Genomic DNA, 24,843 nt, shown 5'->3' with positions numbered 1-24,843 from the left:
TTTTTTAGTTTCAAGTACAAACCTGAAACTTTAAATCTGAAACTAAAAAAACAAAACAAAGATGAAAGTAACCATAGACGGTCAAAGTATAGACGTAGAGCCAGGAACAACAATCCTGCAGGCTGCACGTATGATTGGTGGAGATTTGGTTCCGCCAGCCATGTGCTATTACTCAAAATTAAAAGGCAGCGGCGGAAAATGTCGTTGTTGTTTAGTTGAAGTTTCTAAAGGAAGTGAAGCTGACCCAAGACCAATGCCAAAATTGATGGCATCTTGCGTAACAGGATGTATGGACGGAATGGAAGTAAACAGTAAATCGTCGGCTCGTGTAACTGAAGCCCGTAAATCTGTAACTGAATTTTTATTGATCAATCACCCGTTAGATTGCCCTATTTGTGATCAGGCTGGAGAATGTGATCTTCAAAACTTAAGTTTTGAGCACGGAAATCCAAAATCACGTTTTATTGAAGAAAAAAGAACATTTGAGCCAGAAGATATTGGCCCACATATTCAACTACATATGAACCGTTGTATTTTATGTCAAAGATGTGTACAAGTTGCAGATCAATTGACAGACAACAGAGTTCACGGAGTATTAGATCGTGGAGATCACGCTAATATTTCTACCGGAATTTCTAAAGCAATCGATAATGAGTTTTCAGGAAACATGATCGACGTTTGTCCGGTTGGAGCTTTAACAGATAAAACTTTCCGTTTTAAATCAAGAGTTTGGTTTAACAAACCTTTCAATGCGCACAGAGAATGTACAACTCCCGGATGTTGTGGTAAAACTACCGTATGGATGTTTGGAGGAGAAATTCAACGTGTTACTGGTCGTAAAGACGAGTATCATGAAGTAGAAGAATTCATTTGCAACAGCTGTCGTTTTGATCACAAAAACGTGAATGACTGGGTTATTGAAGGACCAAGAGAATTTGAAAAAGATTCTGTTATCAACCAAAATAATTACACTCAAAAATTAGAGAAAGTTGAAATTGATACTGAAAAGAATATTCTTTTAGGTAGAGATGCCGATCGTAAAAAAATTAGTATGGCCGCAATTCCATTAACAACTAACGATAAAAAATCTTAAGAAATGGAAAGTGCATTTATTATAGAAAAAAGTGTTGTTATTATTGTCGTTTTTGCGATAACTATGATCATGGCAATGTATTCTACCTGGGCTGAACGTAAAGTTGCAGCTTTTTTACAGGATCGTGTGGGACCTAACCGTGCAGGATGGGGTGGTTTGTTACAGCCTCTTGCAGATGGTATGAAATTATTCTCGAAAGAAGAGTTTTTCCCAAATACACCAAACAAATTTTTATTTGTTGTAGGACCTGCAATTGCCATGAGTACGGCTTTAATGACCAGTGCTGTTATTCCTTGGGGAGACAAATTGCATGTTTTTGGCCGTGATGTTGTTTTACAGGCAACTGACATCAATATTGGTATATTATACATTTTTGGGGTACTTTCAGTAGGGGTTTACGGCATCATGATTGGTGGATGGGCTTCGAACAATAAATTCTCATTAATGGGAGCTATTCGTGCAGCATCACAAATGGTTTCGTATGAAGTCGCTATGGGATTATCGATAATTGCATTGTTAATGATGACAGGAACTTTAAGTTTAAAAACGATTTCTGAGCAACAAGCCGGAATGAACTGGAATGTGTTTTATCAGCCTTTATCATTCTTAATCTTCCTGATTTGCTCTTTTGCAGAAACGAACAGAACTCCTTTTGACTTAGCAGAATGTGAAAACGAATTAATTGGAGGTTACCATACAGAATATTCATCCATGAAAATGGGATTCTATTTATTTGCTGAATATGCGAGTATGTTCATCTCTGCTACAATTATTTCTGTGTTGTTCTTTGGTGGATACAATTACCCGGGAATGCAATGGATGGTAGAAAATGTAGGTGTAAATACTGCTAATTTACTGGGAATTGCAGCATTGTTTGCAAAATTATGTTTCTTCATATTTTTCTATATGTGGGTACGTTGGACAATTCCGAGATTTAGATATGACCAATTAATGAATCTGGGCTGGAGAATTTTAATTCCGCTTTCGATCATTAATATCATGATTACAGGTGTTGTTATATTAAGACACGAAATTGCAGCCGCTTTAGGATTCTAAGAACCGTAATGCCTAGCCCCGATAGAAGCGGCATCCTTTTATTTTTTTTCTTTAGAAAAAATAAAAGATATAGCGGATAGCGGGATTAGCTTCAAATAATAATAAAATAGATTTGATTTGTTTCATACAAATAGTAAATCGTAAATCATACATTAAAAAATGTCAATAGAAACTATATCATTATCGGGTAGAAAAAAGATGGTCTCTAATAAAGAGATGACTTTTTTAGAGCGAATGTATCTTGTGGCGATTGTGAAAGGATTATTTATCACACTTAAACATTTATTCAGAAAAAAAGTGACGATTCACTATCCTGAACAAGTGCGTGAAATGAGTCCGGTTTATCGCGGTCAGCACCAGTTGAAACGTGATGAGCAAGGTCGTGAAAACTGTACCGCTTGCGGATTATGTGCTTTATCATGCCCTGCTGAAGCGATCACAATGAAAGCGGCTGAACGTAAAGCTGATGAAAAACACTTGTACAGAGAAGAAAAATATGCTTCGATCTACGAAATCAATATGTTACGTTGTATTTTTTGCGGTTTATGTGAAGAAGCCTGTCCAAAAGACGCCATTTATTTGACAACTTCGAAAGTATTGGTTCCTTCTAGCTATGAAAGAGAAGATTTCATTTTTGGAAAAGACAGATTAGTGATGCCTCTTGATGTGGCGATCAAAAATGCTCAACTTAATAATGCTAACTAAATGATACATATTCCTGATTTTGCACACGCAACAACTGTACAAATTATATTTTGTTTCTTAGCGTTTATTACGGTGATTACCGCATTTTTGACCATTTTTAGCAGAAACCCAATTCACAGTGCTATCTATTTAGTAATTTGTTTTTTCTCTATTGCCGGTCACTATTTATTATTAAATGCTCAGTTTTTGGCTATTGTACATATTATAGTCTACTCCGGAGCCATCATGATTTTATTCCTGTTTACGATTATGTTGATGAACCTGAACGAACAACGGGAAGTACACAGACCTAGAATTACACGTTTAGGCGCCATTGTTTCTTTTTGTTTGATTTGCATTGTATTAATAGCAATTTTCATCAACTCTAAGCCAATTGTTGAGTACGACCCATCTAATGGAGAAGATTTCCAATCGATTAAAGTATTGGGTAAAATATTATTGAACGAATATATGGTTCCGTTTGAATTTGCTTCGATCTTGCTTTTAGTAGCGATGATTGGAACTGTACTATTGTCTAAAAAAGAAAAATTAAATAAATAATGGGTAATATATTAAATCAAATAGGTATTGAAAACTACATCTTTTTAAGTGTTGTACTTTTCTGTATTGGTATTTTTGGTGTATTGTACAGACGAAATGCTATTATCGTTTTCATGTCTATCGAAATCATGTTGAATGCTGTTAACCTTTTATTTGTTGCTTTTTCAACTTATCATCAAGATGCACAAGGGCAAGTCTTTGTATTCTTCTCGATGGCAGTTGCTGCGGCAGAAGTTGCAGTTGGATTGGCTATTTTAGTTTCGATCTTTAGAAATTTAGGTTCGATTAGTATCGATAATTTAAAAAATTTAAAAGGATAAATAGAAATGGATACCAATTTAGCTTTACTTTTAGTTTTATCTCCTTTTTTAGGATTTTTAATCAATGTTTTCTTTGGCAAGAGTCTGGGGAAAACAGTTTCAGGAATCATTGGGACTGCTGCTGTAGCAATTTCTTTTGTGGTTTCTCTTTTACTTTTTAATCAAATAACTTCAACTGGAAAAGGAATTGAAGTGACTTTATTTGATTGGATTCAAATTAGCAATTTAAAAATCAATCTTGGATTTTTATTAGATCAATTATCTGTTCTTTGGTTACTTTTTGTAACGGGAATTGGATCTTTGATTCACTTATATTCTATCAGTTACATGCATGATGACGAGAACATGCACAAATTCTTCTCTTACTTGAATTTGTTCGTTTTCTTTATGATTACGCTTGTAATTGGAAGTAACTTATTAGTTTTATTTATTGGTTGGGAAGGCGTTGGACTTTGTTCGTACTTATTAATTGGATTCTGGCATAAAAACCAGGATTACAATGATGCTGCGAAAAAAGCTTTCATCATGAACAGAATTGGAGATTTAGGTCTTTTGATCGGAATGTTTATTCTTGGTTCGATGTTCTCGACTTTAGATTATGCAACTTTAAAAACTGCAATTGCCGGAGCAACAAACTTAAATGTACCGTTGCTTTCGTTAGCAGCTTTATGTTTATTCATTGGAGCTTGTGGTAAATCGGCACAAATCCCATTATATACCTGGTTACCTGATGCGATGGCTGGACCAACTCCGGTTTCGGCATTGATTCACGCTGCAACAATGGTTACGGCTGGTATCTTTATGATCACCAGATTAAACTTTGTATTTGATCAGGCACCAGATGTTCAAACTATTATTGCTGTTATTGGAGCTATCACTTCATTAGTTGCTGCAACGATTGGTTTAGTTCAGACAGATATTAAAAAAGTATTGGCCTACTCTACTGTTTCTCAGTTAGGTTTAATGTTTTTAGCCTTAGGATTTGGCGCTTATGAAGTAGCCGTTTTCCACGTAATTACTCATGCTTTCTTCAAGGCTTGTTTGTTCTTAGGATCAGGTTCTGTTATTCACGGTTTACACGGAGAACAGGATATGCGTAAAATGGGTGGTTTGCGTAAAGCAATGCCAATCACTTTCTGGACGATGTTGATTTCTTCATTGGCAATATCAGGAGTTCCATTTTTCTCAGGATTCTTTTCTAAAGATGAAATTTTGTTAACGGCTTTCCACCACAGTATTCCATTATACGTTGTAGGATCGATTGCTTCAATCATGACAGCTTTCTATATGTTCAGATTAATGTTCCTTACTTTCTTCAAAGAATTTAGAGGAACTGAAGAACAAAAACATCACTTACATGAAAGTGGTTCATTAATTACTATCCCGCTTATCATTCTAGCAATCTTAGCTACTTTTGGCGGACTTATCAGTTTACCTGGAAATAGCTGGCTGAATGAATATTTAGCTCCCCTTTTCACGAAAGTGGCAGGAGAAGAACATCATTTAGGTACAACAGAATACACTTTGATGGGAGTTGCTGTTTTAGGAGGATTGTTAGGTATTTTGATTGCTTACATTAAATACTTTAAACAAGATAATGTTCCGGAAGCAGATGAAAACATTACAGGTTTAACCAAAGTTTTATACAACAAATATTATGTAGACGAAGCTTACGACGCTGTATTTGTTCGTTCTATTAACGGATTATCAAGATTTTTCAGAGACTATATTGAGACGGGTTTATCTGCTCTTGTTTTTGGATTAGGAAAAGTAACTAACGAATTAGCTTTTCAAGGCAAAAAATTACAAAACGGAAGTATCGGATTATATCTTTTTGCATTTGTTTTGGGGCTTTGCGCCATTGTTTCCTATATATTTTTAGCTAAATAATTTTACAACTATGAACGTTTCTCTTATATTAATTATTCTTCTAATTGGTGCATTTGTCACTTATTTTGCTGGCGACAAACTAGCATCTAAAGTAGCTTTGTTCTTTAGTTTGGCGGCTTTAGGTTGTTCAATTGTATTGCTAAATCATTTTTATGCAGGCGAAAATATCAGTTTAATCAACACCTGGATTACTAAACCTAATATTTCATTTGCTTTAAATGCTGATGGATTAGGAATTGCAATGTTATTATTGACTGCTGCTTTGACCCCAATTATTATATTCTCTTCTTTTGGGAATGAATATAAAAATGCAAAAGGTTTTTACGCTTTAATCTTATTTATGGCTTTTGCTATGACAGGAACTTTCCTTGCAGCAGATGGTCTATTATATTATATTTTCTGGGAGTTAGCTCTTATTCCTATTTACTTTATTGCTCTTATTTGGGGTAATGGTGATGCTGAAGAACGTAGAAAAGCAGTGGTTAAATTCTTTATTTATACACTTGCAGGTTCATTGTTCATGTTAATTGCTTTTATTTATTTATACCAAAAAGCAGGAAGCTTCTTAATCGAAGATTTGTACAAATTAAATCTATCGGCTAGTGAACAACTTTGGATTTTCTTAGCTTTCTTTTTAGCGTATGCGATTAAAATTCCAATTATTCCTTTCCATACATGGCAGGCAAACGTTTACCAAAAAGCACCAACTGTTGGAACAATGCTTTTATCTGGTATCATGCTAAAAATGGGATTATATAGTGTTATTCGTTGGCAATTGCCAATTGCACCATTGGCTGCAAAAGAATACATGAATATTTTCATTGCTTTAGGAATTGCCGGAGTAATTTACGGATCGATTGTAGCTTTAAGACAAAGAGATTTAAAGAAATTATTGGCTTATTCTTCTCTTGCACACGTTGGATTAATTGCTGCAGGAACTTACACTTTAACCATTGATGGTTTACGCGGAGCTGTTTTGCAAATGATTGCTCACGGTTTTGTTGTAGTAGGATTGTTCTTTGCGGGTGAAGTTATCTTTAGAAGATTCGAAACGAGAGAAATTGGTGAATTGGGCGGTATTCGTACTCAATCTCCAAAATTTACTTCTATGTTTTTAATTTTGGTATTGGCTTCTGTAGCTTTACCAGGAACTTTTAATTTCGTTGGAGAGTTTACTGTTTTGTATAGTCTTTCTCAAATTAATATTTGGTTTGCTATTTTAGGTGGAACCACTATTATTTTAGGAGCTTATTATATGCTTAAAATGTTTCAAAATGTAATGTTAGGAGAAACCAATACTAAAACTTTTGCAGATGTTTCTGTTAATGAAGGAATTTCATTTGTAGTAATTATTGCAGTTTTAATATTATTCGGATTTTATCCAAAACCAATTACAGACTTGATTACACCAAGTTTAGAAACTATTCTAAACGTTATCAATAAAAATTAATATTTTAAATAAAAATAAATTAGGGCATCATTAGTTTGAGATTTCCTAAATCAAAAAAACAAAAATGAATACATTAATAGCTATAACAGGATTGGGTATTTTCTGCCTATTGTTTGAAATTCTTAATTTAAGAAAGGCCATCGTTCCTATAACCATTATTGGTTTATTGGGTGTTTTGGCACTTAACTATTACGAATTTGGATCAACAGCAAGTTACTATAATAATATGATTACGGTGAGCAAGTTCTCTACTACGTTTTCATCATTGTTTATTATTCTAACTATTTTCTTAGTAGCATTAAGTCATAATTTTTACGAAAATCATCCAACGAAAATCTCTGATTTTGTGGCGATAAAAATATTTTTATTGGCTGGAGGAGTTGCAATGGTTTCTTTTGGAAACTTAGCGATGTTTTTCTTAGGAATCGAAATTTTATCAATTGCACTTTATGTATTGGCAGCAAGTGAAAGATTAAATCTAAAAAGCAACGAAGCTGGTATGAAATACTTTTTGATGGGATCTTTTGCATCAGGAATTATCTTATTCGGAATTTGCTTGATTTACGGAGCAATGGGAAGTTTTGATGTTGCAGAAATTCATGACAGTTCTTTATCTGCTGAGTTACCAATCTGGTTTCCAATTGGAATGATTTTAATGATTATTGGTATGTTGTTTAAAGTTGCTGCAGTTCCTTTTCACTTTTGGGCTCCGGATGTTTACGAAGGATCTCCTGCTTTAACTACCGCTTTAATGAGTACTTTGGCAAAAGTAGTAGCGATTGCAACTCTTTATAAATTGGTTTCGGCATTAAACTTTGTTCCTTCTTTAGACAATCAGGATCTTTTGGGAACATTTGAAACTATCGTAGTGATCATTTCAATTGCTTCTATGACTGTTGGTAATATAATGGCGTTACGTCAGGTAAATGTAAAACGTATGTTGGCTTTCTCAGGAATTTCGCATGCAGGTTTTATGTTGATGACTTTATTAACCGTTGCAACATCAGCAGGTGTTTTATTATATTATACAGCTGCTTATGCATTGGCAGGAATTGCTGCTTTTAGCGTAATCTTATATGTTTGCAAAAATCAGGACAATGAAGATATTACGAATTTTCATGGTTTAGGAAAAACAAATCCATTGTTAGCGGCAATCCTTACAGGTTCATTGTTATCCATGGCCGGTATTCCTATTTTCTCTGGATTCTTCGCTAAGTTATTTTTATTCAATCAAACTATTGAGGCCGGATATATTGCTTTAGTAATTGTTGCTGTTATCAACTCTATTATTAGTGTTGGTTATTATTTCAAATTAATATTGGCCATGTACTCTAAAGAGCCAAACCAGGAACGTACAGGAAAACCATTCCTTATTTATGCAGTTGCTGTAATTTCGATTACTTTAAATATAGTTTTAGGTTTGTTTCCTTCATTAGTTTTAGATTTGTTAAACTAAAATTTCAATCAAAATATAAAGAAATCCATTCGTTATCGCGAATGGATTTTTTATTTTATGGACATTCTATTTCAGAAGAGAAATTCATGTTAAAAATTTAACTTAAACAATACGGGCTTCAAAAAAACTCCATATATTTGGGTTCATTTAAATGTATTAGAAATATGAACTTCAACTCAAAAAATCCATTTTTAAGCAACAAGCGTTTTTCATCAAATGCTGTTTCAAAAGCTGAAGAAGTACACCAAGCTCAAATTATTGATTACAATCAGGAAATGACTTTGTCAGGTACTATCAATAAAACAGCTATTTTATTTTTAATATTATGCGGATCTGCAATGGTTACATGGTGGATGGCATTTAACGGAATGAATGCATTATTACCTGCAATTGGCGGAGCAATAATAGGTTTTATTTTGGTTTTAGTATCAGTATTCAAACCTCACCTTTCTCCATATCTGGCTCCAGGTTATGCCTTGTTTGAAGGTTTATTTATTGGAGGAATTTCTGCGGTTTTTGAAGCTAAATATCCGGGAATTGTAATAAATGCAGTTAGTGCAACATTAGTAACCTTTTTAGTTTGCTTAGGTTTATATAAATTTAAAATTGTAAAAGTTACAGAGCAATTTAAGTCAGTAGTTATTGCGGCTACTTTAGCAATTGCGACTTATTATTTGATTTCATGGATAGCTTCGTTGATTTTTAACTTTACTCCTGTTCATTACGGAAACGGAATGATGAGTATCGGAATTAGTGTTTTTGTTATCATTATCGCTGCTTTGAACTTATTTTTAGATTTTGATCAAATTGAAAAAGGAGTTCAGGAAAGAATGCCAAAATTCATGGAATGGTATGGCGCTATGGGATTAATGATCACTTTAGTTTGGTTATACATCGAATTCTTAAGATTATTATCGAAATTGTCAAGTAAAGATTAATTCTTTCTATTCTATAAATACAAAGCCTTTTTGAGAAATCAAAAGGGCTTTTTTTATGATCCAATATTCTTGTCCTCTATCTTTTATAGAATTTGTAAATAACTTTCGATAATAAAATACAAGCAATTTAAAACGTAAATTCTATAATAGCTTTTTACTTTCTTACTTCAATTTTTATCTGGATTAATACTTTAATTCTTTTATCTGATAAATTAAAAATAAATCTGCATTTAGACTTTCAAAATAGAGAATTGCATCCGTTTTTGCATCGAATATCTTCATGCATTTTTTATTTAAGAGCTAATTTTAAATAGAAAACACAACAATTTAATTCAAAATTGTAGCTTTTTACTTATTTAAATAGTATCGCATTCAAATACAATCGAATCTTTAATTTTGATATTAATTTGCTGCATTCTCTATCTCTACATTTTTACAAAATTCAACAAAACCTCACCCTGAGAAGCTATTTTATAATTATGCAATAAATTGCATTTAGTGTAATTTATTACATAATACTTATTAAAACTAAATAATTTTGTGTTTTATGTTTTTTTATAGGCGGTTAATTACACATTTAAAAAAATTAATATACTTTTGTGTAATCGATTACAATTACTTGAATAGTTTCGATACCCAAAAAACTTTATTAACAAAAAAACCACAATTATGAAAAAAAACCTACTTATCCTGACACTCTTTCTTGTCAGTATTCAAACATGGGCGCAACAAGTTCAAATTAACGAAGCTTCTGGCTGGTTGGAATCTGTTTTTGTAAAATGGCAACCTGTAAGTAATGCCCAAACATATAATGTTTATTACACTGGGAACGGTTTAGTTGACAAAAAAATAGACGATCAGCTTATAAGAAGTTATGGCTCCTATTTTCGTGCCGATATTCCGGGTCTAAAAGCAGGAACATATACTGTAAAAGTAAAACCCGTAATATCTGGAACTGAAGGAACTGGTGCTACAACAAGTACTCTAACTGTTTTAGCACATGATCGTAATGGTTTTGCATTTGACGGAGGACGTGTTCCTGGCGGTTACAACGCCGACGGAACGCCAAAAGCCGGCGCAGTAATTCTTTACATTACTCAAAACACTAAAAATACAATATCAATGGATATTACGGGTGCAAGTTCTAATCCGTGTGTTGGCTTACAAAATATTTTATATGCGATTAAAAAAGGAAAGGATACACGTCCGTTTATTATTCGATTAATCGGAAATATTACTGATATGACTGTAATGGAAGGCGGTGATGTTGTGATCGAAAACTCAAACAACGCTTCCAGCTATCTTACTCTTGAAGGAGTTGGAACCGATGCCGTTGCAAATGGTTGGGGAGTACGTCTTAAATCTGCATCTAATATTGAAATTAGCAATATAGGCGTTATGAATTGCAACAGTACAGCCGGCGATAATATTGGGATGCAGCAAGATAATGATCACGTTTGGGTTCATAATTGCGATTTATTTTATGGAAATGCGGGCAGCGATGCTGATCAAATAAAAGGAGATGGGGCATTAGACAATAAAACTTCAACTTATATTACACTGGCTTACAATCACTTTTGGGATAGTGGTAAAGCAAGTCTTTTAGGTTTAAGTGAAGGTACGACAAGCGGTTTGTATATTACTTATCATCATAACTGGTTTGATCATTCAGATTCACGTCATCCACGCGTTCGTTACTATTCGGCACACATTTACAACAATTATTTTGATGGAGTTTCAAAATACGGATCAGGCTCTACTTTAGGCTCTTCTTTATTTGTTGAAGGAAATTATTATAGAAATAGTAAATACCCAATGCTGACCTCTTTACAGGGAAGCGATATCTGGGACGAAGCCAATCAGGTAAATAATGCCGGAACTATGGGAACTTTTTCAGGCGAAGCAGGAGGTTCGATCAAAGCATTCAACAATACTTTCGACGCTGATATTGCCACAAACAATATGCGTTTTGTTGCTTATGGTGATACGAATCCTTTATACAACATTTCAGGAAAAATAAGCTCTACAACAGACTTTGATGCTTATGTAGCAACATCAAGAGGAGAAGTAGTGAGCAGTAACGTAAAATCTAAATCTGGAGCAAATACGTACAATAACTTTGATACCAACGCAGCTTTTTATGTAAAAAACTTAGTAATAGATCAACCGGCAGTTGCAAAAACAAAAACAACGCAATACGCCGGAAGAGTTTCCGGAGGAGATCTAAAATGGACTTTTGACAATAGTGTAGATGATAAATCGTCGCTGGTAATTACAGCATTGAAATCTGCACTTACTAATTATACCGGATCATTAGTAGCTGTACAAGGCGAAGGAACTTCGCCAGCAAACCCGCAAACCCTTACTTCGACAACAAACAATAATCAAACCGTAACAAGCGGAACAGCTATAGGTGCTATTGTTTTTACCTGGGGAGGAAGCGCAACAGATGCAACAGTAACCGGATTACCGGCATCGGGAATTAGTTTTGTAAAAAATACAACCGCTAAAACCATTACTATTACAGGAACTCCTACAGCTACATTATCTTATTCTATTGCTACAATAGGAACAGGGACAGTTGCAACAGGATCAGGTACAATTACAGTTTCGGCAACAAGTGGTCAAACCCTTGCTTCTACAGCTAATAACAATCAAACTGTAGCAAACGGAACATCCATTGCTTCGATTGTTTTTACCTGGGGAGGCAGCGCAACTGACGCAACAGTAACTGGATTACCTGCATCCGGAATTAGTTTTGTAAAAAATATATCGGCAAAAACGATCACTATTACCGGTACACCAACAGCAACTGTATCATATTCAATTGCTACAGTCGGGACAGGAACAGCCGCTACGGGATCAGGAACAATTACAGTAACAACAAATAATCCGGGTAATAATCAAATTCACAATTTTACTACTTCTGGAAAAACAAGTTCATTCTACAACATTACCGGAAACATGAATTCTACACCTGGGTCTGTAACCTATAACGGATTGACTCTGACTGAACGCTTAAAAATTGAATCAAGTACAACGATTACTTACACCACAACAAGTGCTTCAACATTGACTTTGGTTTTTGATTCGAACTTTACAGGAACAGTTAAAATAGACAATGTTTCTTATACTGCTTCTGCAGGAATCGTTACGGCCTCAGTTGCTTCGGGTTCGCACACCATCGCAAAAGGATCTGTTGCCAACTTATTCTATATAAGCACAGAATATGCGGGAAGTACTTTACGTGCAGCAAATTTTGAAGCAACACAAACAGTAGAAATTGCAAAACCGGTATTATATCCTAATCCTGTTACCAATTCATTATCAATCACAAGTGCTTCTCAAAATATAGAGAAAGTTTTGATCTATAATATTTCAGGTATGCTGATAAAAACAGCTGATAAAAACCTGGAAAATATAGATGTTAGTTATCTGGTTCCTGGAACTTATTTAGTAAAAATATATACTACAGATGGTTCATTTAATCAAACTATTTTGAAGAAATAAATCTAAAATCTAAAAAGCAAAAGGCTTCCGAAAATAGACGGAAGCCTTTTATTTTTTAAAAATTATCTGACCTTGGTAAATTTTCTAAAACGATGTTTGGATTGTCTTTTGTAAATAACATCTGTCGCTTTAATTCAAATTTTTTGATTTCATGCTTATCTGGCATACTATCATTTAAAGTATTTGTGACTTCATGTTCAGCCACTCCTTTTATTAAATTATAATCACTGGACAAATGAGAACCTGCTCCGGCATTAAAAGTATGCATCTCTATAAGAACAAAATCACTATTAACATATTTGTATAATGTTTCTCTTGTACCAGCTGGTCCTCCGCCACTTTGAAGCATAATGTGCAATACTTTATTCTCGATATAAATCTCCTCTGATGTATATATCTGGTAACCAATTTCTGTATATTCGGGATCAACAGCTTCCCAAGAAATATCCTGAAGTTTATACTCTCCGGTTTCTTGTTTTAAAAGTACCAACGTTGCACGTGAATCTGTATTATCATCTTTATTTTGTAAAACAATTACAATATCTTTAAGGTTATCATCATTTAGAAAACCTTCTGCCTTCATTTTTATTTCACAAGGTTCTAAAACGAAGGCTTCAACATCTTTTCCTGTTTGTGGAAATTTAAGTTCTTTTAACAACATTTCAGATTCATCTCCTTCATATTCTTCTTCCGGAATAGTCTGATTCAATGTCTCTTTATTTATAACTACAGTTTTTCCATCTGTTTTTTTACTACAACTCAGGATAGAAATTGCCAGTAACAACAAAAATATTTTTGGATTCATTTTAGTGCAATTTTTCAATCAAAAATAAGCAAACTACTATAAATTAAACATAAAAAAACCGCCAATTTCATTTATTTGAAATCAGCGGTTTAAATTGAATTTATTTACAATTACAAATCAAATTTAATTCCTTGTGCCAAAGGTAAACTCGTTGTATAGTTAATTGTATTAGTTTGACGGCGCATGTAGATTTTCCAGGCATCAGATCCTGATTCACGTCCGCCTCCGGTTTCTTTTTCTCCACCAAAAGCACCACCAATTTCAGCTCCTGAAGTTCCGATGTTTACGTTTGCAATTCCGCAATCTGAACCTACAACTGATAAAAATCTTTCGGCTTCACGTAAATTATTCGTCATAATTGCAGAGGATAATCCTTGTCCTACTCCATTTTGAATTTCGATTGCATTATCAACATCTCCAGAATATTTAACTAAGTATAAAACCGGAGCAAATGTTTCGTGTTGTACAATGGCGTATGAATTTTGAGCTTCAGCAATTGCCGGTTTTACATAACAGCCACTTTCATAACCTTCACCTGAAAGTACTCCGCCTTCTACTAGAATTTTTCCACCTTCGGCAACCACTTTGTTCAAAGCTACGGCATACATTTCGACAGCATGTGTGTCAATTAGCGGTCCAACGTGATTGTTTTCATCAAGCGGATTTCCTATTCGTAATTGTTTGTAGGCTGCTACCAAAGCATCTTTTACTTTATCATAAATGCTTTCGTGAATGATTAAGCGGCGTGTAGATGTACAACGTTGTCCGGCAGTTCCTACTGCACCAAAAACAGCACCAATAACTGTCATTTTTATATCAGCATCCGGAGTAACAATGATCGCATTATTTCCTCCAAGTTCTAATAATGATTTACCTAAACGTCCCGCAACAGCTTGTGCAACGATTTTTCCCATTCTAGTAGAACCAGTTGCAGAAACTAACGGAATACGGGTATCAGCCGTCATTAATTCTCCTATTTTATAATCGCCATTTATCAAACAAGAAATTCCTTCCGGCAAGTTATTTTCCTTAATAACCTGAGCAATAATATTTTGACAGGCAATTCCGCAAAGAGGTGTTTTTTCAGAAGGTTTCCAAACGCAAACATCACCGGAAATCCACGCTAAAGCAGTATTCCACGACCAAACTGCAACCGGAAAGTTGAATGCAGAGATAATCCCAACAACTCCCAATGAATGATATTGTTCGTACATACGATGTCCTGGTCTTTCTGAATGCATTGTTAATCCGTGCAATTGACGAGACAAACCAACTGCAAAATCACAGATATCGATCATTTCCTGCACTTCGCCATATCCTTCTTGTAAGGATTTGCCCATTTCGTAGGAAACCAGTTTACCAAGAGCTTCTTTATTTTCACGTAACTTTTGCCCAAACTGACGAACAATTTCTCCACGTTGTGGTGCAGGAATCAAACGGAAAGTTTTAAAAGCTTCTGTCGCTGAATGCATTACCTTTTCGTAATCCTCAGGTGTTGACATTTTTACTGAAGCAATTAATTTCCCGTCTACTGGTGAAAAACTGTCCAGAATTTCTCCTGAAGAAAAGTTTTGTATTCCTGTTGATGTTCCTTCATTGATCAGTTTGATGCCCAATTTTTCCAGAGCCTCATTCATTCCAAATTGTGATGCTATTGTTGTCATTGTAACTTTTTTAGTTAAAATTGTTATATTTTTATGTAAAGATATTATTTCGTGTTGAATTTTAATTGAATTAAACCAGAAATTGTAATAATGCTTCTTAATCAATTAATGTGTTTATTTCTCTTGATAAGAAAAACCAAAATTATTAAAAGAAGAGTAACGACTACACCAGATAAAAGATAGATTATTAAATTTTTACGTTTTAAACTTTCTTCAAAAGAATTCTTCACTAAATCAATTTGATATTCTGTATTATTTTGAAATTTAATAATTCGTATTTGCTTTCTATTCTTAAAATCTTCTTTTTGCAAATCTGCTATAGCATTCAATTCCTCTTTTGAAACATTATTTAATAAATCTGTTCTTGAGCAGAGAGAGCAATTAAGCACGAAATTATCCTGCTTAGCATAAATTAGATATTCACCACCTATGGCAAAAGGAAAATCACAAGCAGCAGTATCTACATATAAAATAGTTCTATAATCTCTGCCAGAATAAATATCTCCTTTAAACGATTTTTTTATTTTAATTGTGAATGAGTAGACTTTTTCTCCATAACCTCCATAAAGCAAACTATCTACTTTGATTACATTTCCAATAAAAACCTGATTTGCACTTTCCCAATTTTTTCTAATCGAAGGCTTCTCTAAACAATCACAACAATAAGCGCTTGAAGCCATTAGACTCAATAATAAAATCAAAAAGAACTGCTTCATATTTATAACTTTTTTATAGCTGAAAGTAAATTTAGGGTTAATTAACATCAATTAGAAAAAGATACGGCAATTTATTCGTCTTAATTCAGGAACTTTGCAGCAACAAAATTATTTAAATATGTCTGTTTTTAATCGCCTTTTGATTTGTTTCGTTTTAATCTCTGCAAATGCATTTTCTCAAAAAGAACAAAAATCTGCTTTTCAGGTTGTTCCGTTAGGAATAAAAGGTGGAATAGACGAAAAAAATCTTTCGGCTTATTTAGTCGCTCCAACAAATACGAATGATTTTATTGCTTTGGATGCGGGAACTATAAATGCCGGAATCGAAAAAGCGATCGAAAATAAAGTATTTAAAGTTTCGACAAGCGAAGTTTTACGAAAGTACATTAAAGGATATTTTATTTCACACGCACATTTAGATCACGTTTCGGGTTTGATTATTAATTCTCCTGCCGATTCTTCAAAAACGGTTTATGCTACTGATAAATGTATGGAAATGATGGAAAAGCATTATTTTAATGATGAAACCTGGGCCAATTTTGGTGATAAAGGTCCCGGAACTCCATTAAAAAAATATCATTTTCAGACTTTAAATATTGGTGAAGAAACTCCAATTACCAATACTACAATGACGGTAAAAGCATTTCCGTTAAGTCATGTGAATCCGTTTGAGAGCACTGCTTTTTTGATTAAAAACGGAGAATCTTATGTGCTTTATTTAGGAGATACGGGACCTGATGCCGTAGAAAAAAGCGATAAACTGAAATCACTTTGGACAGCGATTGCGCCTCTTGTAAAAAGTAAACAATTGAAAGGAATTTTTATTGAAGTTTCGTTCCCTAATGAACAGCCTGATCAATTTTTGTTTGGACATTTAACGCCAAATTATTTAATGAAAGAACTTCACACTTTAGAAGATTTATCAGGAAAAGGAACTTTAAAAGGTTTTAATATTATCGTGACACATTTGAAACCGCCCACTAAAAATATCATCAAACTGAAAGAACAATTGCAAAAGCAAAACGATCTTGGATTGAAAATTATTTATCCGGAACAAGGGAAAAAGCTTGAGTTGTAATTTTTTTTGCCACACACAAATATTTATTTGTAAGTTTATTTTTATAAATTAGCCAAATAAAAATTCAGTAAATGAAAATTGTTTGGTCAGTTCGAGCTAATTATACTTTTTATAACACACGAAATTATTTACTTCAATATCGAAGTAATGAAATTGCTCAAAAATTTGCAAACGAAGTGTTACATATTCTTGATTTAATTGCAATAAATCCTCATTTAGGAAAATTTAGACGCGATCTAGAATGCAACGAAATCTTAATTTCAAAGTATACTTCTTTATACTATATAATAAATCAGGATTTTATTCATTTAATCAGATTTTATGACAACCGTCAGAAGCCATTAACAATTTTAAATTTTTAAATTAAATAATATTTTTACTTTTTAGTTCAAGTAACATATCCTCATGAGTCATAAAATTACCTTCTTCATACTCACGTTTAGCTTGTTCAATTTCTGCTTTTAGTTCTAATCGAAAATTTTCTTCCGGAGAAAGTATTTTTGCAATAGAAAGCATCTCATCCGGAGTAAAAGACTGGGTTTTTAGTTTTCTATAAAAAGTAGGACTAGGTATGCCTGCTTTTTCAATAATATAAGCTTTTTTAAATGGAGACTTATCCATTAAATCTTCAATACTATTTAGTATATTTTTATATGTGATAATTTCTTGTATCATTTTTGATTTAATTTTATATCATTTATGATGCAAATATAGTAATATTCTTTCTTTAAAAGCACAATCATTCTTATGAAAACTAATGCCCTAGCCCCGATAGAAGTGGAAATCCTTTTTCTGGCTTCTTTAGCCAGGAAAAGATTGAAACGGATAGCGGGAAATAGCTCCTAACAAACTAAAATTTAAAAGACTTTTATTTCTATTGCTAATATTATAATACCTAACAGGTTTTAAAAACCTGTTAGGATATGTTTATTTCTTCGCGACAAATCTAGGATCAGATTCCATTACGGTTCCGCAATTATCACAAGTTCTTAATTCCTCTGAATTATAGAAATGCTCGAAATGCGGCAGGAAGTCTTTTTCGATATTGTGCAATTCAAAAAACACTTCGTAGAGTTTATGATTGCAATTGTCGCAATGCCAAAGCAATCCGTCAGTATATCCTTTTCCGGCACGTTTGCGTTCGATTACCAAACCTATAGAACCTTCTGAACGAACTGGAGAATGAGGAATTTTAGATGGATGAAGGTACATATCTCCGGCATTCAATTCCATTTCCTTACGTTCGCCATCTTCCTGAATCACAACTTTTATACTTCCTTCGAGTTGGTAAAAAAGCTCTTCGGTTTCGTTATAATGGTAATCTTTTCGGGCGTTTGGCCCTGCAACAACCATCACGATATAATCGCCGGAATCTACATAAAGATTTTTATTTCCTACTGGCGGTTTAAGTAAATGACGGTTTTCGTCGATCCATTTGGTTAGGTTGAAAGGTTTTGCTATTGACATTTTTAGTGGTGCTGGGTTTCTATGAAGCTAAGTTAGTAAAAAGTGATCAGTTTACAGTCCCAGTTTACAGTTACAATATTCTGAAAACTGGGACTGTAAACTGAAAACTATTTCATCTCTTTTATCAAATAAATATAAACGGGAAAATGATCGCTAAAACCTACTTCGGTCAAACTATGCCGAAGCGGATATCCTTTGTATTGTCCTGAAGTCGTAATGAGATAGGGTTTGCTAAAAATACCTGCTTTCCAAAATTTAAAGGTCGAAAAATCAGATTTTATAAGGGATTCTGTAATGATAATCTGGTCGAAAATATCCCATGAATCCCGAAAAGCGATCGTTCCCATACCTTTATTTGCCAGTTCTTCAAACGGGTTGTAAGTTCCAAATTCAGGAACTTCGCTCTTTTTTGCTTTTGCTCCCAAGGCTATTTTTACACTTCGGTTGAACGGGCCATCGTTTAAATCGCCCATTGTCATGACTTTTGCATTGGGATTTATTTGTTGCAGCGAATCGATAATTTTTCGGTTTAAACTTCCTGCCAATTCCCGAAACGGACTGCTCTTTTTTTCACCACCTGATCTCGATGGCCAGTGATTGACGATAATATGGATCTCCTCGCCTTCGAGAAAACCGGTTACTAAAAGCTGATCTCTTGTAAAAATTCGGTTATTGTTGGCTGTTTTTACTTCGATATCATCATCTGGTTCTTCTTTCTTTTCGTCTTTTACAATTGTATTATTTTTATAGATATATAAGGGAATATTAGAATAAGAAGTGGGTCTGAAATATTTCTTTTGATAAAGCAACGCAACATCAATTCCGCGTTTATCGGGAGAATCAAAATGAATGATTCCGTAGTCAAGATACTGTAATTTGGGTTGTTTTAGTAAATCTTCGAGAACGCCACGGTTTTCGATTTCAGAACCTCCAATTATTGTTGGTGCGTTGGGATTTTCAGGAGTTCCTATTTCAGATAAAACTCTGGAAAGATTTTTTAATTTCTGTTCGTATTTTTCTTTGGTCCAATGTTGCGCTCCATCGGGAGTCCATTCGTCATCATGGGTTGTAGGATCATTTATGGTGTCGAAAAGATTTTCGAAATTATAAAATGCAACAGTATGAATGGTATATTTTTTTGACTGTGCCTGTGAAACCGAAAGAAAAAACAGCGCAATAAGATATATCTTAGATATAATAATCTTCATCAACTAAATTTTTTAAAAAGTTCAATTTAAGGAAATTAATTTATTTGTAAGATTTTTCTAATTATTTTATTTTTTAAAATCTCTATATTTGTTTATCATTAATACTGAATTAGCAAAAGAACCATGAACATGAGCCCAAACCAATACTTAAAGAAACACTTTGCCAGTTGTAAATTCATATTTCTTATTTTTGCTTTGCATTCATTCACTTGTCAATCACAACAAAACATGATAACACCACCTTATTTACAAAAAGGAGATACTGTAGCCATTTTAGCAACTGCCAGAAAAAATATCGACGACAACTTAAAACCTACCATAGATTTATTAAAAAGCTGGGGATTAGAAGCTGTTGTGGGAACCTCAATTGGACTTGATTTTAATCAACTTGCCGGAACTGACGAACAACGTGCAGCAGATTTTCAACATCAATTAGACAATCCGAATATTAAAGCAATTTGGTGTGTTCGCGGCGGATATGGAACCGTGCGAATGATTGATCTTTTAGATTTTACCAAATTTAAACAACACCCAAAATGGGTTATTGGTTTTAGCGACGTAACGGTTTTGCACAATCATTTGAATACTATGGGTTATAAATCGATTCATGGTGTAATGCCGGTAACTATTCCGCGTGCTACTCCGGCTGCAATCAGTTCGATGAAATCGAGTTTGTTTGGCGAGCCATTATCTTATTCTGTAGCTCCGGATAAAATGAACCGTTTTGGTAAAGCAACCGGCGAATTGGTTGGCGGTAACTTATCTATTTTATATAGTTTGTTAGGATCTCCATCGGCTATTGACTGCAAGGACAAAATTTTATTTATCGAAGATCTTGATGAATACTTATATCACATCGATCGAATGATGATCAATTTAAGGCGTAATGGCTGTATTGAAAACCTAAAAGGAATCATCGTTGGCGGAATGACTAAAATGAAAGACAACGAAGTGCCATGGGGTAAAAATGCTGTCGAAATCATAGATGATGTTACTAAAAAATACAATATTCCGGTAATTTTCAATTTTCCGGCCGGGCACATTCAGGATAACAGAGCGCTTATTATGGGAAGTACGATATCGATCGACGTTAATGAAACCGGAAGTATTGTTACTTTTCAAAAATAATAATTTCTCGTTTTCTTTCAATTAAGAAGAATCCAAATACCACATAAAAATCTCGCAAAGACGCAAAGTCGCAAAGTTTTATTTAATTCTTTGCGACTTTGCGTCTTTGCGTGCAAAACAAACTCATAACTCATAACTTAAAACTCATAACATAAAAGTGGCTGAACACAATGAACTTGGAAAAAAAGGCGAAGAACTTGCTGTAGAATTTCTTCGGAAAGAAGGGTATAAAATTTTAGATCGAAATTGGACTTTTCAGAAGGCCGAAATTGATATTATTGCTCAAAAAGAATCTGTTTTGGCCATTGTTGAAGTAAAAACGAGATCGAGTTTAGATTTTGGTGCTCCGCAGGATTTTGTGAAACCGAAAAAGATCCAACTTCTGATAAAAGCAGTAAATGCCTACATAAACGATAGGGAAAAGGATTTTTGTGATGATTTAAGCATAAGATTTGACATCGTAGCCATACATAAAAAAGGCGAAACATTTGCAATTGAACATTTTACAGATGCTTTTTATCATTTTTAACATAATTTTTTATTGTTATATTTGTAACAAATTGTTTTTTTATTTATATTTGCAGGAATTTATAACATCCCCTATTAACTAAACCAACACAATTAAGTTACAAAAAAAAAGAAAAAAAACTATGAAAACTGTTTCTTCAATCGTCGAAAATTACATCAAAACAAAACCTTTTTTATTAAATGCGCTATCGCTTGGAATCATCAACCTGACGTCGCTTTCTCGGAACATTATGACCGAATTGGAAAGTGAATTTGGCAAAGAGGTGAAACAAGGTGCTGTTGTAATGTCGCTGAAACGACTCACGGAAGAATTAGATTTTAAACTGAACCATAAAATCAATAAAGTAATCAAGAATATTGGTGAAATCACGGTTCGTTCTGAATTGACAGATTACACTTTTGCAGCTTCTGAAACGGTTTTAAACAAACAAGCTGATTTAATTTCGGATATTAATGCTTTATCTGATATATTTTATACCTCATCTCGTGGTGTAAACGAGACTAATATCGTAGTTAGCAGCAGCGTAAATCATTTGGTTGAAAAGCATTTTATGCGCGAAAAACTAATTCAGAAATTAGATAATCTGGCTTCTATTACAGTAAAATTACCAAAAGAAAACATCGTAGTTCCGGGTATTTATTATTTCATTTTTCAACGTTTGGCCTGGGAAGGAATTATCATCAATGAGGTAATTTCGACTTCAAATGAATTCACCATTTTAGTTGGAGAAGATCAGGTTGATGTTGCTTTTAAGGTAATTAAAGACCTAAAAAACTAATAAATTTTTTAAATCACAAAATCATTACGATTCGTTATACTATCCTTTTATCTTTCTTCTCCAGAAAGATAAAAGGATTTTTTTTGCCCTTTAATTATCAAATCATCATTCTTCGTAGCCACAAATAAGAATATTCGCAATAAATAATTATCTGAATAATTAATTTTTAAGATATAAGTCAAAAACATATTGAACTGATAAAAAGCGCGTTACCATTGACTTTACTGGTATTCAGCATAAAATTTATTAAAAAATACAGAATTAAGTTTTTTTTAATAAAATTTGTTGCGAATAATATTTTTATATATTTGCTAACCCATCAGCAAATTAGAGTATCAATTTTGATAGTATCATAATATAATTAGATTTAAATACGGACTAATTAAATTAATGTTAGAAGCGAAGAACCATAGCGACAAATTATTGGTGAGTGAGCTCAGAAATGGCAACGAAAAAGCATTTCGTCAGCTTTTTGATTTATACCATCAGGATATTTATGGTTACAGCATTAGTTTATTAAAATCAAAAGAAGCTGCAGAAGAAAATGTTCAGGATGTTTTTATGAAAGTTTGGCAACATCGCGAAAACTTAAATCCGGAACAATCTTTTAAAGCCTATATTTTTACAATTGCCAGAAATCAGGCATTTAATTCTTTGAATAAAGCAGCAAATGATGCATTACTAAAAGAAGCCATTTTTTACGAAAGCCAGAAATCTCATGATTATGGCGATTATTCGATTCGTGAAGCCGATTGTAAGAAGTTACGAAAAGAAGCCATGGGGCAATTGCCACCAAAACGAAAGAAAATTTTTAAGATGTCAAGGAAAAAAGGAATGACTTACGAAGAAATCAGTCAGGAACTCGGCATCTCTATCAATACAGTCAGGAATCAAATGAGTAAAGCATTAGAATCGATGCGGGTCTTTTTTCAGGTTCATGACGAAATTATCTAAACCAAAAAACCACATTTAACCATTAAAATCACTCTTTCCGGGTGATTTTTTTTTGGTTTAACCGCAAAGATTTAGGCAATGTTGTCATCCTGACGCAGGAAGGATCACACGAGAAACTCCGCAAACAAAATCGCCAATCTTTGTCGAGCTACAAGTGTGATCCTTCCTGCGTCAGGATGACAAAACGGGTCGCTTCTCTAAAAAATTAAAAATATTTTTTTTATTAAACAACCTCAACAAAATCAATACTTCACAAGTTTTTTTTCTATCAACATGTTAAAATTGAAAAAATTACAACGTTTGAGTAGTACTCAACTTCCTTTCAACTGTATTATATAAAACCCGGACTTAAAAATCAATTCGTAATGAATTCAAATTCTGAAATGCAACCCCTTTTACAAAAGTTTGTTTTGAACCAATGTACACCCGAAGAAACAAACGAGGTAATTGCCTACTACAAAAAAAATAAGCTAACGGATGATTTTCCTTCTGTAGAGGATATTCAAAATCTTCTTGGCGAAATGCCTAAAATGGATCAACAAACGGCTGATTCTATTTTTGCTTCTATTTTAGCAAACACAAAAGAAGAGGAGACTGTAATAGAAATCAGTCCTAAGAAATCAAACTTTAGAAAATATATTGCAATCGCCGCTTCGGTTGTTGTTTTATTAGGAATTGGTTTTGCTTATCAAAAAAATGCTTTTAAAACTCAAACCGAACAAAAATTCGATTTTAAAAGCACAGATATCGTATTGCAACTAGAAAATGGAAATACGCAAATTATATCTGAAAACAATAAAGTTGAAGTTAGAGATGCAGATGGAAACATAGTAGGAAATCAGGATGGAGACAAAATTGTTTACGACAATAATTCAGATTTAGAGAAAATAACCTACAACACGATTAAGATTCCGTATGGCAAAAAATTCAGATTACAATTGTCTGACGGAACAATGGTGCATCTAAATGCCGGAACAACTCTAAAATATCCAGTGAAATTTATTGCCGGCGAAAACAGACAGGTTTTTCTGGATGGCGAAGCTTTTTTTGATGTTGCCAAGGATAAAAAACATCCTTTTATAGTAAATGCCGATGCTTTGAATATTCGTGTATTAGGAACTCATTTTAATGTTTCTAATTACCCTGAAGATGCTGCCACAGATGTTGTTTTGGTTGAAGGTTCTGTTGGAATGTATCGCTCAAACGAAGAATTTGATGCTACTACCAATACAATTTTAAAACCAGGATTCAGAGGAAGCTTCAATAGAGAAAATGCCCAGATTTCTACAAAACCTGTTATTACAGATATTTATACTTCATGGATCAATGGCGGTTTGACATTTAGAAATATGACTTTCAAAAATATCATTACAAAACTGGAAAGACGCTATAATGTTACGATTGTAAACAAAAACGAAAAACTGGCTAACGAAAAATTCAATGCGAGTTTTAGCGATGAATCGATAGAAAAAGTAATGAGTTATTTCAATGACATTCACGGCATCAATTACACCATAAAAAACAATCAAATACTAATTAAATAACCACTAAAACCAAT

The 24,843-nt window shown here is 33.6% G+C and carries 22 protein-coding genes; 16 read left to right on the top strand and 6 right to left on the bottom strand.

The window, feature by feature from the left end; translation table 11 throughout:
• Nucleotides 1-61 precede the first annotated feature (61 nt).
• The 10 genes from ACIDC4_RS09880 (at nt 62) to ACIDC4_RS09835 (ending at nt 12,958) form a co-directional block, all read left to right on the top strand.
• Nucleotides 62-1,093, top strand: coding sequence for an NADH-quinone oxidoreductase subunit G (locus ACIDC4_RS09880; protein ID WP_194615175.1), 1,032 nt, complete (start codon nt 62-64; stop codon nt 1,091-1,093).
• Between the two features lie 3 nt (nt 1,094-1,096).
• Nucleotides 1,097-2,149 (top strand): NADH-quinone oxidoreductase subunit NuoH, encoded by a 1,053-nt coding sequence (gene nuoH, locus ACIDC4_RS09875; protein WP_412042671.1) that lies wholly within the window; start codon nt 1,097-1,099, stop codon nt 2,147-2,149.
• Between the two features lie 159 nt (nt 2,150-2,308).
• On the top strand, nt 2,309-2,854 hold the full coding sequence (locus ACIDC4_RS09870; protein ID WP_194615173.1) for a NuoI/complex I 23 kDa subunit family protein: 546 nt from the start codon (nt 2,309-2,311) through the stop codon (nt 2,852-2,854).
• Complete coding sequence (locus ACIDC4_RS09865) at nt 2,855-3,394, top strand: NADH-quinone oxidoreductase subunit J family protein (protein WP_173969071.1); 540 nt, start codon at nt 2,855-2,857, stop codon at nt 3,392-3,394.
• Nucleotides 3,394-3,714, top strand: coding sequence for an NADH-quinone oxidoreductase subunit NuoK (gene nuoK, locus ACIDC4_RS09860; RefSeq protein ID WP_017494599.1), 321 nt, complete (start codon nt 3,394-3,396; stop codon nt 3,712-3,714). Before ACIDC4_RS09865 ends, nuoK begins: the two co-directional genes overlap by 1 nt.
• A 6-nt stretch (nt 3,715-3,720) precedes the next feature.
• Entirely contained in the window at nt 3,721-5,604 is a 1,884-nt protein-coding gene (nuoL, locus tag ACIDC4_RS09855; RefSeq protein WP_412042672.1) for an NADH-quinone oxidoreductase subunit L, read from the top strand.
• Between the two features lie 10 nt (nt 5,605-5,614).
• Nucleotides 5,615-7,054: a complex I subunit 4 family protein gene (locus tag ACIDC4_RS09850; RefSeq protein WP_230034453.1), complete on the top strand. Its 1,440-nt coding sequence runs from the start codon at nt 5,615-5,617 to the stop codon at nt 7,052-7,054.
• Between the two features lie 64 nt (nt 7,055-7,118).
• Nucleotides 7,119-8,510, top strand: a complete 1,392-nt coding sequence (locus ACIDC4_RS09845) for an NADH-quinone oxidoreductase subunit N (protein WP_230034451.1) — start codon at nt 7,119-7,121, stop codon at nt 8,508-8,510.
• A 164-nt stretch (nt 8,511-8,674) separates the two neighbouring features.
• Nucleotides 8,675-9,448, top strand: coding sequence for a Bax inhibitor-1/YccA family protein (locus ACIDC4_RS09840; RefSeq protein WP_412042673.1), 774 nt, complete (start codon nt 8,675-8,677; stop codon nt 9,446-9,448).
• 669 nt (nt 9,449-10,117) lie between these two features.
• Nucleotides 10,118-12,958, top strand: a complete 2,841-nt coding sequence (locus ACIDC4_RS09835) for a pectate lyase family protein (protein ID WP_412042674.1) — start codon at nt 10,118-10,120, stop codon at nt 12,956-12,958.
• Between the two features lie 55 nt (nt 12,959-13,013).
• Here the strand turns inward: ACIDC4_RS09835 and ACIDC4_RS09830 are convergent, their stop codons facing one another.
• The 3 genes from ACIDC4_RS09830 to ACIDC4_RS09820 form a co-directional block, all read right to left on the bottom strand.
• Nucleotides 13,014-13,763, bottom strand: a complete 750-nt coding sequence (locus ACIDC4_RS09830; protein WP_412042675.1) for a hypothetical protein — start codon at nt 13,761-13,763, stop codon at nt 13,014-13,016.
• Between the two features lie 110 nt (nt 13,764-13,873).
• Nucleotides 13,874-15,427 carry an L-piperidine-6-carboxylate dehydrogenase gene (gene amaB / locus ACIDC4_RS09825; protein ID WP_412042676.1) on the bottom strand — a complete coding sequence of 518 codons (1,554 nt, stop codon included), beginning with the start codon at nt 15,425-15,427 and terminating at the stop codon, nt 13,874-13,876.
• Between the two features lie 101 nt (nt 15,428-15,528).
• Nucleotides 15,529-16,143, bottom strand: coding sequence for a hypothetical protein (locus tag ACIDC4_RS09820; RefSeq protein WP_412042677.1), 615 nt, complete (start codon nt 16,141-16,143; stop codon nt 15,529-15,531).
• A gap of 118 nt (nt 16,144-16,261) precedes the next feature.
• Here ACIDC4_RS09820 and ACIDC4_RS09815 point away from each other — a divergent pair, with 118 nt between their 5' ends.
• Entirely contained in the window at nt 16,262-17,221 is a 960-nt protein-coding gene (locus ACIDC4_RS09815; RefSeq protein ID WP_412042678.1) for an MBL fold metallo-hydrolase, read from the top strand.
• A 363-nt stretch (nt 17,222-17,584) separates the two neighbouring features.
• Here ACIDC4_RS09815 and ACIDC4_RS09810 read toward each other — a convergent pair whose 3' ends face one another.
• From ACIDC4_RS09810 to ACIDC4_RS09800, 3 genes are all read right to left on the bottom strand, one after another.
• Nucleotides 17,585-17,896: a hypothetical protein gene (locus ACIDC4_RS09810; RefSeq protein WP_412042680.1), complete on the bottom strand. Its 312-nt coding sequence runs from the start codon at nt 17,894-17,896 to the stop codon at nt 17,585-17,587.
• Nucleotides 17,897-18,148: 252 nt separating this feature from the next.
• The gene (locus ACIDC4_RS09805) at nt 18,149-18,688 is read right to left on the bottom strand and encodes a 3-hydroxyanthranilate 3,4-dioxygenase (RefSeq protein WP_412042681.1); all 540 of its coding nucleotides are present in this window, start codon (nt 18,686-18,688) and stop codon (nt 18,149-18,151) included.
• Nucleotides 18,689-18,795: 107 nt separating this feature from the next.
• Entirely contained in the window at nt 18,796-19,896 is a 1,101-nt protein-coding gene (locus ACIDC4_RS09800; RefSeq protein WP_412042682.1) for an endonuclease/exonuclease/phosphatase family protein, read from the bottom strand.
• Nucleotides 19,897-20,124: 228 nt separating this feature from the next.
• On the opposite strand from ACIDC4_RS09800, the gene ACIDC4_RS09795 reads away from it, so the two are divergent.
• The 5 genes from ACIDC4_RS09795 (at nt 20,125) to ACIDC4_RS09775 (ending at nt 24,829) form a co-directional block, all read left to right on the top strand.
• Complete coding sequence (locus tag ACIDC4_RS09795) at nt 20,125-21,024, top strand: S66 peptidase family protein (protein ID WP_412042683.1); 900 nt, start codon at nt 20,125-20,127, stop codon at nt 21,022-21,024.
• A 157-nt stretch (nt 21,025-21,181) separates the two neighbouring features.
• Nucleotides 21,182-21,553 carry a YraN family protein gene (locus ACIDC4_RS09790; RefSeq protein WP_412042684.1) on the top strand — a complete coding sequence of 124 codons (372 nt, stop codon included), beginning with the start codon at nt 21,182-21,184 and terminating at the stop codon, nt 21,551-21,553.
• Nucleotides 21,554-21,674: 121 nt separating this feature from the next.
• A complete protein-coding gene (locus ACIDC4_RS09785) occupies nt 21,675-22,331 on the top strand; it encodes a hypothetical protein (RefSeq protein ID WP_008466087.1) in 657 nt (218 codons plus the stop codon).
• 390 nt (nt 22,332-22,721) lie between these two features.
• Nucleotides 22,722-23,285 carry an RNA polymerase sigma factor gene (locus ACIDC4_RS09780; RefSeq protein WP_072964774.1) on the top strand — a complete coding sequence of 188 codons (564 nt, stop codon included), beginning with the start codon at nt 22,722-22,724 and terminating at the stop codon, nt 23,283-23,285.
• A 365-nt stretch (nt 23,286-23,650) separates the two neighbouring features.
• Nucleotides 23,651-24,829, top strand: a complete 1,179-nt coding sequence (locus tag ACIDC4_RS09775; protein ID WP_412042685.1) for a FecR family protein — start codon at nt 23,651-23,653, stop codon at nt 24,827-24,829.
• The last annotated feature ends 14 nt before the right edge of the window (nt 24,830-24,843 follow it).

The sequence above is a fragment of the Flavobacterium sp. C3NV genome, assembly GCF_046825355.2.
GTDB lineage: Bacteria > Bacteroidota > Bacteroidia > Flavobacteriales > Flavobacteriaceae > Flavobacterium.
This window is presented reverse-complemented; position numbering and strand designations above follow the sequence as displayed.